Origin of the sequence: Streptomyces sp. NBC_00775, from assembly GCF_036347135.1 — a bacterium.
Lineage (GTDB): Bacteria > Actinomycetota > Actinomycetes > Streptomycetales > Streptomycetaceae > Streptomyces > Streptomyces lutosisoli.
Genome location: NZ_CP108938.1, coordinates 9,051,171 through 9,066,842 on the forward strand (window position 1 = coordinate 9,051,171; position 15,672 = coordinate 9,066,842).

The following is a 15,672-nucleotide window of genomic DNA, read 5'->3' on the forward strand; positions in this document are numbered from 1 at the left end:
AAGGGGCGCGGGGAACTGCGCAATCTTTTAGGGGGGGTCTGGGGGCGCAGCCCCCAGGGATGGGACGGGTAGGGGCGGAGGGGGCGAGAAAACTCAGCTTTCCGCCACGGCGGCATTCACCGGCAGCGCCCCCGCGTCCGCCGGAGTCGTACGCTCCGGCAGAAGTTCAAGGACCGCCCGCCGCTGGGCCTCGCTCGTCGCATCGTCGTACGGATCAGGCGTGGCGGGCACTTGGAGCCGAAGGACGGGCCCGGTTCCAAGGCGGGCGTAACCGCGCCCGGGCGGCACGTCACGGGTGGGAGTGGTGTGCGGGGGCACGCCCAGGACGGCTTCCAGTTGGGCGGAGGACGCGGGACCGAGCACCACGCGCGCGCGGGTGTGCTGCCGCACCGCCTCGCTCAGGACGTCGAGGCTGTCGAAGTGCTCGGCCACGACGACCGTCACGCCCGCCGCACGCCCGTGCCGGAGGGGCACCTGAAGGAGGGCCTGCGGGTCCTGGCGTCCGTCGGCGGCGGCCAGGTGGCCCAGCGCGCTGGGCCGGTCCAGCAGGATCCACAGGGGATTCTTGATGTCGTCCGGAGCGGGATGCCCCGCCTGACGTGCACGGTTCGCGGCGATCAACCGCCGCTCCGTCTCGTGCGCGGCCCATTCCAGGCTGGCGAGGGCTCCCGCAAGCCCGCACTCGACGGCCAGCACACCGGCCCGCCCGGTCAGGCACGCGTACTCGCCGGTGGCGCCCCCCTCGACGATGACGACATCGCCGTACTGGAGGGTCTGCAGGGCGATGGAGCGCATCAGCGTGGTCGTTCCGCTGCCGGGTTCGCCCACCACCAGCAGGTGTGGCTCGGTCGAGCGGATTCCCGTGCGCCAGACGACCGGAGGGACGTCGCGCTGTTCCTCACCGTAGGTGAGGGCGAGCGTGCGCTGGACGTCGGCCGGGTCGGTGAAGCCGAGGACCGTCTCGCCGGGGGCGGTGACGAAGCGCTGGGCGGCGATGTCGGTGGGGAGGGGCGGGAGGACCGTGATGGTGAGTTCGTTGCCCTCCTCGTCCCAGTCGAAGTGGTACTCGCGGCCGCGCCCCGACTTCGCGTGCAGGAGTTGCTCGATGCGGGCGCGGGACTCCGCCTCGCCGTCCGTGAAGTACGCCGGATAGCGGATGAGGAGCCGGGACACGCGTCCGTCGTCGTCGAAGTCGTACGAGGAGAACGCCTTCTCCCAGTCGCCGCCGTGGGCGTACAGGGGCTCGGGGTCCTCGGCCGCCGAGAAGTACGGGACCAGGGCCTCGTACAGCGACTGGAGGCGCCCGGTCTGCGCCTCGTCGGGGCCGGTGGGCGCCGACGAGGTGTGGTCGCGGCCGGTCCAGGCTGCCGCCGCCATCAGGCTGATGGCGGCGAGCAGTGGCCCGTACGGCACCAGTGCCACGACCAGGATCACCGAGGCCACCAGGAACAGCAGCGGCCCGCGCCGGTCCTTGGGGGTGTCGGCCCACTTGCGCCGTCCGGCTCCTGCCAGCCGGCGCAGTCCTCGGGAGACCGTGATCAGTGGGTGGAGGACGTCGGTGGCGCTGTCGGCTGCCGTCCGGGCCAGCTCCCGGCTTCGGGCGATCTGTGCGCTGCCGTTGCTGAGAATGCGGGGGAGAGGGCGCCGGGCCACTGCTGTCTCCTGATGGTGCGTGCGGGAGGGGTGGACGAGGTCAGAACTTGATCCCGCCGAGCAGGCTCGCCAGGCTCTCCCCGCCGGCCTTGATGCTCGGAGCGATGGCCGTACTGGCCAGGTAGAAGCCGAACAAGGTCGACACCAGGCAGTGCGACGCCTTGAGGCCGTCCTTGCGGAAGAAGAGGAATACGACGACGCCGAGCAGGACCACACCTGACATGGACAGGATCATTTGAGTCTCCTGGTTCGTGGGGACAGTCACCATGAGTACTTCCAGGATCACAGCATGTATCCATACGATAAAAGGTGCAACTGGGTGAATTTCGGCTAATTTCACCCAGGTGGCGGAGCCGTCTGGGGCTACCTGAACGGGTCTGTTGCGTCGGGCGGGTCTGCTGTGATCTTTGCCGTGGACGGTGCCGGTCATGTCCCGGTGGAGCCAGTACGCTGTCGATTCACCCGAACGGTTGTAGTGAGAGGCGGTCCGGCCGATGAGTGAAGCCCCCGACCCCGAGGTCGTGGAGCTGGCGACCAAGATCTTCGATCTGGCCCGCCGTGGCGAGACCGAGGCGCTCGTGGCGTATGTGGACGCGGGCGTTCCGGCCAACCTCACCAACGACCGCGGTGACTCGCTCGTGATGCTCGCCGCCTACCACGGTCACGCCGACGCGGTAGGCGCCCTGCTGGAGCGCGGCGCCGAGGCGGACCGGATCAACGACCGGGGGCAAACGCCGCTCGCCGGGGCCGTCTTCAAGGGTGAGGCGGCCGTGATCCGGGTGCTGCTGGACGCCGGTGCCGATCCGGCCGCCGGTACACCCTCGGCCGTCGACACGGCGCGCATGTTCGGCAAGACGGAACTGCTCGAATTGTTCGGCGCACACTGACTCGAACGCTCTGACCAGGCGAAACGCAAGAAAAAAGGGAGGCGGAACGGGGCCGCCGGAAATACGGTCGCGGCAGGAAGAACTGCCGAGTCATCATGACGTCGTGATTCACGGACGCGATGGCTGGGCAGATGTTGCCGCACCGCGCGGGCCGTGATGCGGCCCGCATGGGCCACCGACGAGAGGCAGAGGAAGATGGTCTACAGCAAGCAAGAAACGGCGGGCGCTCCGACGTGTTGTCACGCGGCCAGGTAATGCAGGATCCCGGTTGCGTCGACGCTTGATGTGAGGCTGTTTCCCATGTTCGATCCGGTCATAGCGCCCAGCGGAACGCTGCTCGGCCTGCTCCAGAGGGGCCGCGGCGACGGCACGCTGCACGCGCTCACCGCACCGCGCGCCGAAGCGCTCGCGGCGCTGAACCACTGTGTGCTGCGGGACCCCCGCCACGACTGGCAGGTGGAGAACCGCTCCCTGTACTACGCCCGTCTCTACCTCGATCTGAGCGGTGAGCTCGACGAGATCGAGCGGCATCTCTTCGAGGCCGAGGACGTCCTCGACACGTGCGAGTCACGCACGGGGCTCGCCCTCGCGGTCCTCGGGCACCTCGCCTCGTACGGCAGGCACGACGCGCTCGAACTGCTGCGCAGGTACGCCGCCTCCGGCACCAGCTGGGCCTGGGCTCTCGACGAGCTGGCCCTGCGTGACGACGACGCGGGTCTGCGGGCCCTCGCCGTGCCCGTACTCGCTCGCTTCCCGTCGGACGCGGAGGGCGAGGCCGAACTCGCCGCCGCCGTGCGCGACGCCTTCGAGCCCCGGCCCTGGCGGCTGTGGGCCGACGATCCGCGCGAATCCATCGGCACACGCGTGCGTGCCGCCCAGGAAGCCGGTTCCTTCGACCGCTGGCAGCGGCAGATGCGACCATCCGGGCCCCGCCCGGGGTGGAGCGTGCAGGCCGTCTTCGAGTGGGCCCAGCAGGGCATCGAACGCGGAGCCGCGCTCCATGTGCCGGCCGCCCGCTGCCTGACCGCCGTCGCGGGCCCCGAGGACCGGCCCGAGATCGTCGAGGCCGCCCGGAGCGGCGGCGACGGAGCCCGCTGCACCGCCTTGCGCTATCTCGCCGACGGCAATGATCCAGATGCCCTCGATCTGATCGAGACAGCCGTGGCCAATGGTTCCGCGGCCGCTGCCGAGGCCGCCGTCGACGCCTTCGAACGGATGCGCAGCGTGGCCGCCGTCGAGCGGGCACGAAGCTGGGCGCACCGGCCCGACGCCCTGGGCGCCGCCGCGGGACGGATGCTCGCCTGCCGGGGCGGAGCCCAGGACAGCGAACTGGTCCTCGGGGCGCTGCGGGAAGCGGTACGGGGCGAAGGCCCGGACGCGCCGACCCTGTGGACCCTCGTCGACGGCGCCGGACGGCTCGGCATCGTCTGTGCCGCACCCGTGCTGCGCCATGTGTACCGCGAGACGGCCTCGTCCCATCTGCGCGGGCGCGCCGCCCGTGCTCTGGCCGCCACCGATCCCTCCTTCCCCGCGGGCTTCGCCGTCGAATGCCTGTGGGACTGCGAGGAGTCCACCCGCGAGGTCGCCGCACGGCACGCCGAGACCGGTGACGCGCGCGTGGTGGACCAGCTCCGGCGGCTGGCGGCGGATCCGGCCGAGGAGGCGGACGTCCAGACCGCGGTACGCAGCCGGATAGGGCCCGACATGCCCGCCGTATGAACGTTCGGTGACCCGGGAGTCAGGAGGGCGTGGACGCGGGCTGACCTGGACGGGTGTGGAGCGCAACGCTCATGGGACGTTCCTCGTCAGGAAAGATCCACGTTGACGCGGCCACGTCCAGCACGGCGACAACACGGGTATGCGTGTCGTCATCGTGACCGAATCCTTTCCCCCCGATGTGAACGGCGTGGCCCACTGCGCGCTCCAGACCGCCCGGCACCTCGTCGATCGCGGTCACGCTCCCCTCGTCGTCGCCCCGGCCACAGCGGCCGGGAACGGGCCCGACGCCCTCGCGCCGTGCCCCGTCATCCGTGTCCCCTCCCTACCGCTCCCGGGCTACCCCCAGGTCCGCGTCGCCCTCCCCAGCCGACGCGTCGCCGCGGCGATCACCGAACACCGCGCCGACATCGTCCACCTGGCCAGCCCCTTCGTCCTCGGCGTCCGCGGCATGGCGGCCGCCGCCCGGCTCGGCATCCCCGCCGTGGCCGTCTACCAGACCGACCTCGCCGGATACGCCCGCACGTACATCAGTGCGGGTGAGGCCACCGCGTGGCGGCGCATACGCTCCGTGCACGCCGCCGCCGACCGGACGCTCGCTCCGTCCAGCGCGGCCCTGCACGACCTGGAGGCACACGGAGTGCCCCGGGTACGGCTGTGGCCGCGCGGCGTGGACACCGTCCGCTTCCGTCCCGACCGCCGGGACGAGGCACTGCGCCGCGAACTCGCGCCGAACGGCGAGCTGATCGTCGGCTACGTCGGCCGGCTCGCCCCCGAGAAGCAGGTCGAGCTCCTCGCCGGTGTCTGCGGCCTGAACGGCGTGCGCGTCGTGGTCGTGGGCGACGGGCCGAGTCAGCACACGCTCACCGAGGCGCTGCCGGGCGCCGTCTTCCTCGGGCGTCGCACCGGCGACGAACTCGCCCGGATCTTCGCCTCGCTGGACGTCTTCGCGCACACCGGTCCCTTCGAGACCTTCTGCCAGACCGTGCAGGAGGCCATGGCCAGCGGGGTGCCCGTCGTCGCGCCCGCCGCGGGCGGACCGCTCGACCTGGTGGCTCACGGACGTACGGGGCTGCTGGTACCGCCGCGTGACGGGGCCGCCGTACGGGACGCGGTGTGGGCGCTGGCCGCCGATCCCGCGCTGCGGGCCGCCTACGGCGCCGCGGGGCGGGCCACGGTCGAGGGCCGCACCTGGGCCGCCGTGGGCGATCAGCTCATCGGGCACTACGCCGATGTGCTCTCCGCGCGGAAGCTGGTGGCGGCATGAGCCTGCGCATCGTTCGGCTCGCCAACTTCGTCGCCCCCGCCTCCGGCGGTCTGCGCACCGCGCTGCGGGAGCTCGGCTCCGGCTACCGGGCGGCCGGGCACGAGCCGGTGCTCATCATCCCCGGTGAGCGCGCGAGCGACCGCGAGACCGAGCAGGGGCGGGTGATCACGCTGCCCGGGCCGCTACTGCCCGGGACCGGTGGCTATCGCGTGCTCACGGACAAGCGGCGGGTGGCCCGGCTCCTGGAGTCGCTCGCGCCCGACCGCCTCGAAGTCTCCGACCGGACCACGCTGCGCTGGACCGGCGTATGGGCACGGCGGGCCCGGGTGCCCGCCGTGATGGTCTCCCACGAGACCGCCGACGGAGTGCTGCGGACCTGGGGGCTCTCCGAGGGGATGGCCCGGCGGACCGCCGACGCCCTCAACATCCGTACGGCGCACACCTATGCGCGTGTGGTGTGCACCACGGAGTTCGCCGAGCGCGAGTTCGTCCGCATCGGCGCACGCAATGTCGTACGCGCCCCCCTGGGCGTCGACCTTGTGGGGCGCCACCCCGCGTTGCGCGATCCCGGCGTGCGCGCCCAGTACGCGCGCGGGGGAGAGGCGCTGCTCGTGATGTGCTCCCGGCTGTCCGTCGAGAAGCGGCCCGGCACGGCACTCGACGCGCTGGAGGCCCTGCTGCGGCGCGGACAGCGTGCCGTGCTCGTCGTGGCCGGGGACGGACCGCTGAGGGCCCGGCTCGAACTGCGCGCCCGGGAGCGGAGGCTGCCCGTCACCTTCCTCGGGCACGTCTCCGACCGTGCCGTGCTCGGCGCGCTGCAGGCCTCCGCCGACGTGTGCCTGGCCCCCGGGCCCGCCGAGACGTTCGGGCTCGCCGCTCTGGAGGCGATGGCCTGCGGCACGCCCGTGGTGGCCAGCGCGCTGTCCGCCCTGCCGGAGATCGTCGGGTCAGCAGGGGCCACCGCGGCGGACCGCGGGGACTCCTTCGCGGACGCGGTGCGGCTGTTGCTGGGACGCCCCGAGAGCGAGCGCAGGGAAGCCGCACGCGCGCGTGCGGAGTGTTTCGGATGGGATGCCGCCGTAGAGGGCTTTCTCGCCGCGCACGACGCGGTGGTCCAGGCGCGCCCGCGCTTGCAGGAGGGCGTCGGATGAGACCCCTTCGGTTCGTGGCCCTCGGGGACTCGCTGACGGAAGGCGTGGGTGATCCCGTCGGAGACGCGTGGCGGGGGTGGGCCGCACTGCTCGCGCAGGGGCTCGCCCCGGCGGACGCACCCGTGGAGTTCACCAACCTCGCGGTCAGCGGGGCGCAGACCCGGGATGTGCTGGAGCGGCAGACCCCGGCGGCGCTGGCCCTGGAGCCTGACATCGTCTCCGTGGTGATCGGCGTCAACGACACCCTGCGGTGCACCTTCGACATCCACTCGGTGGCCGAGCGGCTCGACAAGGTGTACGCGGCGTTCCGCGCTCAGGACGCGGTGGTGATGACGGCCTGTCTCCCGGATCCCGGCTCCATGCTCGGACTGCCGGGGGCGTTGGCGCGACCGCTGGCCCGGCGGCAGCGGGCCGTCAACACGGTCGTGCACGTGCTCTCCGAGCGGCACGGGGCGATGCACCTGCACGCCGCGGAGGAGGAGTGGCTGACGGGCCGCGCGATGTGGAGCGCGGACCGGCTGCACCCGGGGGAGCAGGGGCACCGGCAACTCGCCCTGCGCTACCACGCGCTGCTCGCCGAGCAGGACATCGCCACGGGGACGGCGCCCTCGGCCGAGCCCGAGTTTCCCGTGCCCACGCGATCGGCCAGCCTGTGGTGGCTGGCCACCGCGGGAACGGGATGGGTGGCCCGGCGCTGCACGGACCTGCTCCCGCAGCTGCTCACCCTCGCCGCCGCCGAACTACGCCACCGGGCGCACGGCACCAGCGCGCGCCTCGACCTGAGCGCCTCGCACGCCGTCTCATCCGCGCTGGCCGCGCTGTCGGTGGCCGAACAGCCGGACGCGGCATGACGGTTCGGCGGGGACGCGGGGGCGCTCGGTGGCAGTGCGCGTGCACTTGCCGGCTTCAGCGGCGGCGTACGGCCACGAAGCGGACCGGCGTGCCCGGGACCGCCTGAGCCGCCGCGGGGAGGTCGGTGGGGCGGACGATCGCGATCACCGGGTACCCGCCGGTGGTCGGATGATCGGCGAGGAAGACGACCGGCCGGCCGTCGGGCGGTACCTGGACGGCGCCCAGGACCATGCCCTCACTGGGGAGTTCACCGGAAACGGCCCTCTCCAGTGAGGGCCCTTCCGTCCGCAGGCCGATGCGGTTGCTCGCGGACGACACCCGGTAGGCGCGGGTGGTGAGGACGCGCACGGCCGACGTTGTGAACCAGTCGTCGCGCGGGCCCAGCGTCACCCGCAGGACCAGCTCGGCGGGCGGGGCGGCGTGCGGGACGACATCCACGCGCGCGTGGAGCGCGGCGGGGCGTCCCAGGGGCAGCACCACGCCGTCCGTGAGCGGCGGGGGGCCCAGGCCCGAGAGGAGGTCGGTGGAGCGGCTGCCGAGGACCGGGTCCACGGCCACTCCGCCGGAGACGGCCACATAGCTGCGCAGCCCCGCGCGCGCGTGGCCGACGTCCAGCAGCGCCCCGGCGGGCACACGCACGGGCGCACCCCAGGCGGCCGGACGGCCGTCGACGGTGACCGGGCAGGGCGCTCCCGCCACCGCCACGGTGATCGCCGAACGCGGGCGCAGGGCACAGCCGTTGAGCGTCGTCTCCAGGACAGCTGCTTCGGAAGGGTTGCCGACGAGCCGGTTGGCCAGCGCCGCCGCGGGTGCGTCGAGCGCGCCGGAGCGCGGTACGCCGAGGTGCGCGTGGCCGGGGCGGCCCCGGTCCTGGACGGTGGTCAGCGCCCCCGAGCGGACGACGGAGAGGGCCCGGTCCGTCATGAGCGCCGCGCCGGTACGAAGCGGACCCGTGCGCCCGGAGCCAGCAGCGCGGCCGGCACGCGCGCGTGGTCCCACAGCACCACGTCCGTCGTGCCGATCAGCTGCCAGCCGCCCGGCGACGAGCGCGGGTACACACCGGTGTACGGGCCCGCGAGCGCCACGGAACCCGCGGGAACCGCCGTCCGCGGGGTCGCCCGGCGAGGCACGTCGTAGTGCGACGGCAGTCCCGTGAGGTAACCGAAGCCGGGCGCGAACCCGCAGAAGGCGACCCGGAACTCGGCCGCCGCGTGGATCTCCGGCACCTCGCGCTCGGCCACACCCCACAGGGCCGCCACATCCGCCAGGTCGGGACCGTCGTACCGTACGGGGATCTCGATCGCCCCGCCCGCCCGCGCGGGCAGCGGCGGGATGTCCCACGTGGGAAGCCGCTCCGCCAGGCGCCCGGGGTCGTCCAGGCCGTCCAGGAGAACCGTGCGAGCCGCGGGGACGATCTCGCGCACGGACAGGGAACCCTCCGCGCGGCGGCGCAGCAGCTCGGCGTGCAGGGCCTGCGCCGCGTCGCCCGAGGAGACCTCGACGAGCAGGGCCCGGTCACCGACAGGCAGCGCCCGGATGTCCTTGCCGAGCGAGAGCGCCCGCGTGCCGTCGCCGGCCGGCAGCGCGCCCAAGTCGTCGCCAACTGGCAGTGCCCTCATGCGAACGCCTCCACGCGGACGCCCGAGTGCTTCAGCCGGTCGCGCACCCTGCGGGCCAGTTCCACCGCGCCCGGCGTGTCCCCGTGCAGGCACAGGGAGCGGGCGCGGACCGGGATGCGCTCCCCGGAGTGCGAGGTCACCTCGCCGAAGCGGGCGAGGCCCACCGAGCGTTCGACGACCATGTCCGCGTCCGTGATCACCGCGCCGGCCTGGGTACGCGGCACCAGGGTGCCCTCCTCGGTGTACGCGCGGTCCGCGAACGCCTCGGTGACGGTGGACAGTCCAGCCTGCTCGGCCACCTTCAGGAAGCGGGAGGAGGGCAGGCCGAGGACGGGCAGGGTGGCGTCCGCCAGCCGTACGCCCTCGACGACCGCCCCCGCCTGCTCCTCGTCGTGCACGACGCGGTTGTAGAGCGCGCCGTGCGGTTTCACGTACGACACGCGCGTGCCGGCCGCGCGTGCGAAGACCTCCAAGGCGCCGATCTGGTACGCCACTTCGGCGGCCAGCTCGTCGGCCGGTACGTCCATCGCGCGCCGCCCGAACCCCGCCAGGTCCCGGTAGGAGACCTGGGCGCCGATCCGTACGCCGCGCTCGGCCGCAAGCTCGCACACCCGCCGCATGGTGGCCGCGTCCCCGGCGTGGAAACCGCAGGCCACATTGGCGCTGGTGACGACGGACAGCAGTTGTTCGTCGTCGGTCAGACGCCAGCGGCCGAAGCCCTCGCCGAGGTCGGCGTTGAGATCGATCGGGGTCATGAGGTGTGGTCTCTCCTGTATTTCCTGACCGGGACCTTCCCGGTCAGGTCATTCCTGTTCAGGCCACGCGGTACTGCTCGTCACGGGTGTCCGTGAGGAACATCTGGCCGGGCGCGTGGGTGATCGCGAACGGCGGACGGGACGCCATCACGGCGGCCTGGGGTGTCACTCCGCAGGCCCAGAACACCGGGATGTCGTCCGGCGCCGCGTCCACCGGATCGCCGAAGTCGGGACGCGAGAGATCCTCGATGCCCAGCCCCGACGGCTCACCGCAGTGCACCGGGCTGCCGTGCACGGCGGGCAGCAGACTGCTCTCCCTGATCGCCGCGGCCAGGTGCTCGGGAGGGACCGGGCGCATCGACACCACCATCGGGCCGTGCAGCCGCCCGGCCGGACGGCACTGGCGCCCCGTCACGTACATCGAGACGTTGCGCCCCTGCTCGATGTGACGCATGGGGACACCCGCCTCGCTCAGCGCCCACTCGAAGGTGAAGCTGCACCCGATGAGGAACGACACCAGGTCGTCGCGCCAGCGGTCGGTCACGTCCGTGGGTTCGTCGACCAACTCGCCGTGCTCCCATACCCGGTAGCGCGGCAGATCGGTGCGCAGGTCCGCGCCCTGAGCCAGCGGAGTGGTCCAGGAGCCAGCGTCGGTGACGTCGAGGACCGGGCACGGTTTCGGGTTGCGCTGGCAGAACAGCAGCATGTCGTACGCCCAGTCGGCGGGCACCGAGATCAGATTCGCCTGGGTGTGACCCGCGGCGACTCCGGCGGTGGGGCCCGACACGCCCGAACGGAACTGGGCACGCGCCTTCCTGGGGGTCCACGCGTGCGCGTGGCCGTCGATTTCCAGCAGGGGCGACGGGCGGTCCTGGGTGAGGTTCGACGGCCGGTCCTGGACGGTGTCGTTCACAGGAGCTCCTTGCCACGGGTCTCGGGGAGTCCGATCAGTGCCAGCGCGGCGAGGGCGTAGCCGATCGCGCCGAAGACCAGCGCGCCGCCGACGCCCCAGCTGTCGGCCAGGAAGCCGACCGTGGTGGGAAAGGCGGCGCCCACGGCGCGCCCCGTGTTGTACGTGAAGCCCTGCCCCGTGCCGCGCACCGCCGCCGGATACAGCTCGCTGAGGAACGAGCCGAAGCCGCTGAAGATCGCCGACATACAGAAGCCGAGCGGGAAACCGAGCACAAGGAGAAGGGTGTTGGCGCCGCTGGGGATGTTCGCGTACGTGAGGATGCAGGCCGCCGAGAGGATCGCGAAGAGCAGGATGTTGCGCTTGCGGCCCAGTTTGTCGGTGAGGTAGCCGCCCGTGAGGTAGCCGATGAAGGCTCCGGAGATCAGGAACGTGAGGTAGCCGCCGGTGCCGACGACGGACAGGCCGCGCTCCGTCTTCAGGTACGTGGGCACCCAGGTGGCCAGCGTGTAGTAGCCGCCCTGGACACCGGTGGAGAGCAGGACCGCGAAGAACGTGGTGCGCAGGAGGCCGGGAGCCTCGGCCGTACCCGGCTTGAAGATCGCCGCGAACGAACCCTTCTGGGCGCTCTTCTCGCGCTCGGCGGCCGCCTCGGGAGCGTCCTGCACCCGACGGCGCACCCAGACGACGAGCAGCGCGGGCAGTGCGCCGGTCCAGAACATCACGCGCCAGGCCAGGTCGGTGCCGACGAACTGGAAGACCAGCGTGTAGACGACCACCGCCAGTCCCCAGCCGACGGCCCAGGAACTCTGGACCGCGCCGAGCGTGCGGCCCCGGTGCTTCGCGCTCGCGTACTCGGCGACCAGGATCGCGCCGACCGCCCACTCGCCGCCGAAGCCGAGGCCCTGAAGGGCACGGAACACCAGCAGCGTCTCGTAGTTGGGTGCGAAACCGCAGGCAACGGTGAACACCGCGTAGGTGATCACGGTGATCATCAACGCCCTGACGCGCCCGAACCGGTCCGCGGCCACGCCGGCGACGGCGCCGCCGATCGCCGAGACGACCAGCGTGACCGTCGTGAACAGGCCGGTCTGGCCGCTGTCCAGGCCGAAGTACGCCGCCAGCGCGACCATGCTCAGCGGCAGCGTGAAGTAGTCGTACGAGTCGAGGGCATAGCCGCCGAACGCGCCGGCGAAGGCGCGGCGGCCGCGCGGACCGAGGGCGTGCAGCCAGGCGAACGCGCCTTCCTGGGTGGTGAGTTGTTCCGTGCCGGACCGGGCGTCGGCCGTCAGGGCCTGGGATGGAGGGGTCGTGCTCATGGGCACCTCGCAGTGAGGGACGGAGGGTGCTTGAGGACTGAGCCGTGCCGTGCGGAAGCGGTCGGCGCCGGGGGAGCGGATGGCGCCATGAGGAGCAAGGTAGAGGATCGTTGAACGATCCCTCAATACCCATGTTGTTTCGTTCTTGTATCTGCGATTGAATTCCGGGCATGGCAGAGCAGCTGACGGGACTGGCCGACGACCGCGCCCTGCTGGGCCGCACCAGCACCGCCGAACGGGTCTCGGACATCCTTCGGAGCCGTATCGCCGAGGGGTACTTCCCTCCAGGTACACGGCTGTCCGAGGACAGCATCGGCGGGGCGCTCGGCGTCTCGCGCAACACGCTGCGCGAGGCATTCCGGCTGCTCACGCACGAACGTCTGCTCGTCCATGAACTGAACCGGGGCGTCTTCGTACGGGTGCTGACCGTCGAGGACGTCGAGGACATCTACCGCACCCGCGGCCTCGTCGAGTGCGCCGTCGTACGCGGCCTCGGCGAGCCGCCGTACGCACTGGAAGGCCTCGCCGCCGCGGTCACCGCAGGGCAGCTGGCGGCCGTCGAGAGTGACTGGAAAAGTCTGGGTACGGCCAATATCCACTTTCACCGGGAGCTGGTGGCGCTGGCCGGCAGCGCCCGGACCGACGAGCTGATGCGCAGCGTCTTCGCCGAACTGCGACTCGCCTTCCACCTCGTGGACGACCCGAGGCGGCTGCACGAGCCGTACCTCGCGCGCAACCGCCAGATCCTCCAGGCGTTGCAGGCGGGGGACCGGGATGAGGCCGAGAGGCTGCTCGCGGTCTACCTGGGCGACTCGCTGGAGAGGGTCGTCGAGGTGTACCGGCGACGGGTGGCTGAAGGCGGCCAGGGCCTCGGCTGAGCCCCTCTCGCGCGGGTGTGACGGTAGTCGCTTCTGCGTCGTTTGGGTCGTTGTCAGACCGAGGACCTAGTCTGTGCACCGTGACTTCGCCTGCATCGACGGACAGCGTTCCGCCCCAGCTCAGCGCGGGGCCGCGCCCCGCGCCGGGCCCGGCCGCCGACGAGGGCCTGGCGCGGCGGCTGCGCGCGCTCGCCTGCACGGCGCCGCTCCACGACCTCGATGTACGCAAGGCGAACCTCGCGGGTGAGTACACGGTGTACGGGATGGCGGAGGTCGCCCTCGCCGCCATCGACCTGGTCACACTGAACATGGACTTCGACACGGGCGCCGACCACGACCAGATAGTGGCCAGACTCATTCCGCGCATCGCCGCCCAGGCCCCGCGGCGGCCCGTCGTCGAGCACGAGCGCGTGGCCCGCTGGGTCCTCGAGAACCTGATCAACGTCGGCAGCGTCGACCGCGGCTTCCGGGCCGTATACGGCACCTTCGCGCCCGACGGCTCCTATGTGCGCCGCGACTACGACTTCAAGCTGATCGAGGAGGTGCCCGGCTACGGGGGGAGCGTCTATCTCCGTACGACCGACGAAGCGGTCAACGTCCTGGTCGGCGCCCTCGACACCGACGTCACCAGCGCGCAGATCGCCGCCGAGGTCAAGCTGGAGGTGCTGATCAGCCGCGGCCGGCTCGCCGACGCGCAGCTCGCCGCAGAGCAGGCCCGCTACCGGACGGTGCAGTACTCGGAGACGCTCCGCAGGGCGCTGGACGCGACCCGGCGCAATGTGCGGGCCGTCGACTGGCTCCAGGCCGTGCCCGACATGATCGCCGAGGCCCTGGACCACGTCGCCGACCGCTACCGGCACGAGAACGCGATCCTCACCAACATCCGCAAGGCCCGCGACGAGTCCGAGGACCCCGAGCAGAAGCGCCGCGCCGCCGAGCTCGTCGACATCGTGAAGGACTGCATCCGCAGGCATACGCAGCTGCAGTCCCGGCTCCTGGAGGCGGGCCCGCTCTTCCGCGCCGAGCAGGACCGGCAGGCCTTCGCCACGCCCATGACGACCTCGGGGATAGACCTCTACGGGCATCTCGTCGCGCCCGTGCTGCCGCTGCCCGTGGAGCAGGCGCTGCGCGTGACGGACGCGTTCTTCGCGCGCGGGACCGGTCTGCGCACGCCGGTGGCCGTACGCGTGGGGGACCTGGTCGACATACTGCTGACGCCGCCGGTGGAGCGGGAGCACCTCGGGGCGGAGATGCCCGAGCCGGACCTCATTGCCACGCCGGACGACAGCCGGTTCAGCGAGGAGCAGCTCGCTTCCGCGATGGAACTGCTGGATCTGCCTTCGGACGCGCCGCGGCGGTTGTCGGGGCTGCTCGCGGAGGCGCGCCGCCGGGATCCCGAACTTCCCTACCTGGTAGCTCTGTTGGCTGTTCACGCGGCCAGTCCGCCGGTCGGCACCGCGTATCGCCAGGGCGAGGAGAAGCTGTTGTTCGCCGTGGACGACGGGGTCGAGCTGGATGATCCGGAGTTCGGTGGGGCCGATCTGATCGTGGGGATGGCGCTGCTGGATGCCGTCGGGATGGCGGCGGATCGGCAGTGAGCATGTCATTGGAAGAGCTGGGGAAGGGCGGGTTGCCTGTGACCTGCGGCGTGTTCGTCGCTGGTCGCGCCCACCCGGCAGAGCCGCACATGGCACAGCCCCGCGCCCCCTTCAGGGGCGCTCTTGTCCCCGTATCGCTGAACAAGGAGCCCCAGTCGTGACCGAGCACGTCGAGTGGAGTGAACCGGAAGCCGCCGCCGTGCCGGCGAACGCGCCCGTCACGCCTGCCGACGCCGCCGACGCGGCGCGGCTCGTCGCCTTTGGGCTGCAGCCCAAATTGCAGCCCGCGCGGGATCAGGAGTACGCGGAGCTGTTGCGGCGCTACCGGGAGGACCCGCCCTTCGCGCGGCTTGCCGACGCTGTGGCCGCCGGGCTCGGGCTGGTCGTCCTGGAGGTGTCGCCGCGCGCGGGGATGGCGGTGACCGCCGCCGAGGACTCGGTGTTCGCCGTGCGTATGGGCGACTACGCGCGTCGTGCGTCAGCCGACTCGGGGGACCGTTTCCTGCACGGGCTCGCACATCTCGCCGTCGCCGCCATGGCGTTCCCGCGCCCCGAGGACCTCGCGGACGACGGGTACATCGGGCGCGTCTCGGTCAACGGCGTCGATGCCTTCGTACGGCAGGCCTGCCGTCGCCTTGAGGAGCGGGCCGAGGGGCAGGGCGAGAACACCGACCCTGCGACCGAGGCGCCCGGGCTTGAGTCGGCCTGGCGGATCTGGGCGCGGCGCAGCTCCACCGGGGCCACCAAGGACGCGCGAAGACTGGCCGGCTCGACCACCGGCATCGTCGGCAAGGCCGTCGCGTTCCTCACCGACTCCGGGTTCCTGCAGCGCACTGGGGACGACTCCGGGGGGACATACCGGACGACGGCCCGCTATCAGCTCCAGGTCCGTGACATGGCGGGCAGCGCGGCGATGGCCGAGCTCCTTGAGCTGGGCATCGTCCCGGTGACCGACGGCACCGCGACTCTGCTGCCCGCCGAGGACGCCGACGACCTGGAGCTGGCGGCCGACGCCGGGCTGCCGTTCCACTCCTGACCGCCTGAACTTCGTTTACGACTACGAGAGT

At 72.1% G+C, this 15,672-nt stretch carries 15 protein-coding genes; 8 read left to right on the plus strand and 7 right to left on the minus strand.

The features are described 5' to 3' along the window. Positions 1 to 93 precede the first annotated feature (93 nt). Together OIC96_RS40250 and OIC96_RS40255 are read right to left on the minus strand one after the other, a co-directional pair. Positions 94 to 1,653, minus strand: coding sequence for an ATP-binding protein (locus OIC96_RS40250; protein ID WP_330303102.1), 1,560 nt, complete (start codon positions 1,651 to 1,653; stop codon positions 94 to 96). Between the two features lie 40 nt (positions 1,654 to 1,693). Then, positions 1,694 to 1,888, minus strand: coding sequence for a hypothetical protein (locus OIC96_RS40255; RefSeq protein WP_189188106.1), 195 nt, complete (start codon positions 1,886 to 1,888; stop codon positions 1,694 to 1,696). 259 nt (positions 1,889 to 2,147) lie between these two features. Between OIC96_RS40255 and OIC96_RS40260 the strand changes: the two genes are divergently transcribed. The 5 genes from OIC96_RS40260 to OIC96_RS40280 all read left to right on the plus strand — a co-directional run bounded on the left by OIC96_RS40260 (position 2,148) and on the right by OIC96_RS40280 (position 7,525). Further along, the gene (locus OIC96_RS40260) at positions 2,148 to 2,540 is read left to right on the plus strand and encodes an ankyrin repeat domain-containing protein (RefSeq protein ID WP_330303101.1); all 393 of its coding nucleotides are present in this window, start codon (positions 2,148 to 2,150) and stop codon (positions 2,538 to 2,540) included. Between the two features lie 300 nt (positions 2,541 to 2,840). After that, positions 2,841 to 4,259 carry a HEAT repeat domain-containing protein gene (locus tag OIC96_RS40265; protein WP_330303100.1) on the plus strand — a complete coding sequence of 473 codons (1,419 nt, stop codon included), beginning with the start codon at positions 2,841 to 2,843 and terminating at the stop codon, positions 4,257 to 4,259. A gap of 139 nt (positions 4,260 to 4,398) precedes the next feature. Beyond that, complete coding sequence (locus tag OIC96_RS40270) at positions 4,399 to 5,523, plus strand: glycosyltransferase family 4 protein (protein WP_330303099.1); 1,125 nt, start codon at positions 4,399 to 4,401, stop codon at positions 5,521 to 5,523. Next, on the plus strand, positions 5,520 to 6,674 hold the full coding sequence (locus OIC96_RS40275) for a glycosyltransferase (RefSeq protein ID WP_330303098.1): 1,155 nt from the start codon (positions 5,520 to 5,522) through the stop codon (positions 6,672 to 6,674). Before OIC96_RS40270 ends, OIC96_RS40275 begins: the two co-directional genes overlap by 4 nt. Then, positions 6,671 to 7,525, plus strand: a complete 855-nt coding sequence (locus OIC96_RS40280; protein ID WP_330303097.1) for an SGNH/GDSL hydrolase family protein — start codon at positions 6,671 to 6,673, stop codon at positions 7,523 to 7,525. Before OIC96_RS40275 ends, OIC96_RS40280 begins: the two co-directional genes overlap by 4 nt. A 55-nt stretch (positions 7,526 to 7,580) precedes the next feature. Here OIC96_RS40280 and OIC96_RS40285 read toward each other — a convergent pair whose 3' ends face one another. From OIC96_RS40285 to OIC96_RS40305, 5 genes are all read right to left on the minus strand, one after another. Continuing rightward, positions 7,581 to 8,450, minus strand: coding sequence for a biotin-dependent carboxyltransferase family protein (locus OIC96_RS40285; RefSeq protein ID WP_330303096.1), 870 nt, complete (start codon positions 8,448 to 8,450; stop codon positions 7,581 to 7,583). Beyond that, positions 8,447 to 9,064, minus strand: coding sequence for a 5-oxoprolinase subunit B family protein (locus tag OIC96_RS40290; RefSeq protein WP_330310015.1), 618 nt, complete (start codon positions 9,062 to 9,064; stop codon positions 8,447 to 8,449). Before OIC96_RS40290 ends, OIC96_RS40285 begins: the two co-directional genes overlap by 4 nt. A 77-nt stretch (positions 9,065 to 9,141) precedes the next feature. Beyond that, entirely contained in the window at positions 9,142 to 9,900 is a 759-nt protein-coding gene (locus tag OIC96_RS40295) for a LamB/YcsF family protein (protein WP_330303095.1), read from the minus strand. A 58-nt stretch (positions 9,901 to 9,958) separates the two neighbouring features. Next, positions 9,959 to 10,813, minus strand: coding sequence for a putative hydro-lyase (locus OIC96_RS40300; RefSeq protein WP_406501383.1), 855 nt, complete (start codon positions 10,811 to 10,813; stop codon positions 9,959 to 9,961). Then, entirely contained in the window at positions 10,810 to 12,129 is a 1,320-nt protein-coding gene (locus OIC96_RS40305) for an MFS transporter (protein WP_330303094.1), read from the minus strand. The genes OIC96_RS40300 and OIC96_RS40305 overlap by 4 nt, the downstream gene beginning before the upstream one ends. A gap of 170 nt (positions 12,130 to 12,299) precedes the next feature. Between OIC96_RS40305 and OIC96_RS40310 the strand changes: the two genes are divergently transcribed. The 3 genes from OIC96_RS40310 to OIC96_RS40320 all read left to right on the plus strand — a co-directional run bounded on the left by OIC96_RS40310 (position 12,300) and on the right by OIC96_RS40320 (position 15,641). Next, positions 12,300 to 13,007 (plus strand): GntR family transcriptional regulator, encoded by a 708-nt coding sequence (locus tag OIC96_RS40310; protein ID WP_330303093.1) that lies wholly within the window; start codon positions 12,300 to 12,302, stop codon positions 13,005 to 13,007. Between the two features lie 80 nt (positions 13,008 to 13,087). Continuing rightward, the gene (locus tag OIC96_RS40315) at positions 13,088 to 14,605 is read left to right on the plus strand and encodes a hypothetical protein (RefSeq protein WP_330303092.1); all 1,518 of its coding nucleotides are present in this window, start codon (positions 13,088 to 13,090) and stop codon (positions 14,603 to 14,605) included. A gap of 157 nt (positions 14,606 to 14,762) precedes the next feature. Continuing rightward, positions 14,763 to 15,641: a hypothetical protein gene (locus OIC96_RS40320; protein ID WP_330303091.1), complete on the plus strand. Its 879-nt coding sequence runs from the start codon at positions 14,763 to 14,765 to the stop codon at positions 15,639 to 15,641. Positions 15,642 to 15,672 lie beyond the last annotated feature (31 nt).

Coding starts and splice junctions, on each gene's coding strand:
- OIC96_RS40310 (WP_330303093.1), top strand. CDS start 12,300: ATGGCAGAGCAGCTGACGGGACTGGCCGACGACCGCGCCCTGCTGGGC.
- OIC96_RS40260 (WP_330303101.1), top strand. CDS start 2,148: ATGAGTGAAGCCCCCGACCCCGAGGTCGTGGAGCTGGCGACCAAGATC.
- OIC96_RS40285 (WP_330303096.1), bottom strand. CDS start 8,450: ATGACGGACCGGGCCCTCTCCGTCGTCCGCTCGGGGGCGCTGACCACC.
- OIC96_RS40255 (WP_189188106.1), bottom strand. CDS start 1,888: ATGATCCTGTCCATGTCAGGTGTGGTCCTGCTCGGCGTCGTCGTATTC.
- OIC96_RS40265 (WP_330303100.1), top strand. CDS start 2,841: ATGTTCGATCCGGTCATAGCGCCCAGCGGAACGCTGCTCGGCCTGCTC.
- OIC96_RS40305 (WP_330303094.1), bottom strand. CDS start 12,129: ATGAGCACGACCCCTCCATCCCAGGCCCTGACGGCCGACGCCCGGTCC.
- OIC96_RS40270 (WP_330303099.1), top strand. CDS start 4,399: ATGCGTGTCGTCATCGTGACCGAATCCTTTCCCCCCGATGTGAACGGC.
- OIC96_RS40280 (WP_330303097.1), top strand. CDS start 6,671: ATGAGACCCCTTCGGTTCGTGGCCCTCGGGGACTCGCTGACGGAAGGC.
- OIC96_RS40295 (WP_330303095.1), bottom strand. CDS start 9,900: ATGACCCCGATCGATCTCAACGCCGACCTCGGCGAGGGCTTCGGCCGC.
- OIC96_RS40275 (WP_330303098.1), top strand. CDS start 5,520: ATGAGCCTGCGCATCGTTCGGCTCGCCAACTTCGTCGCCCCCGCCTCC.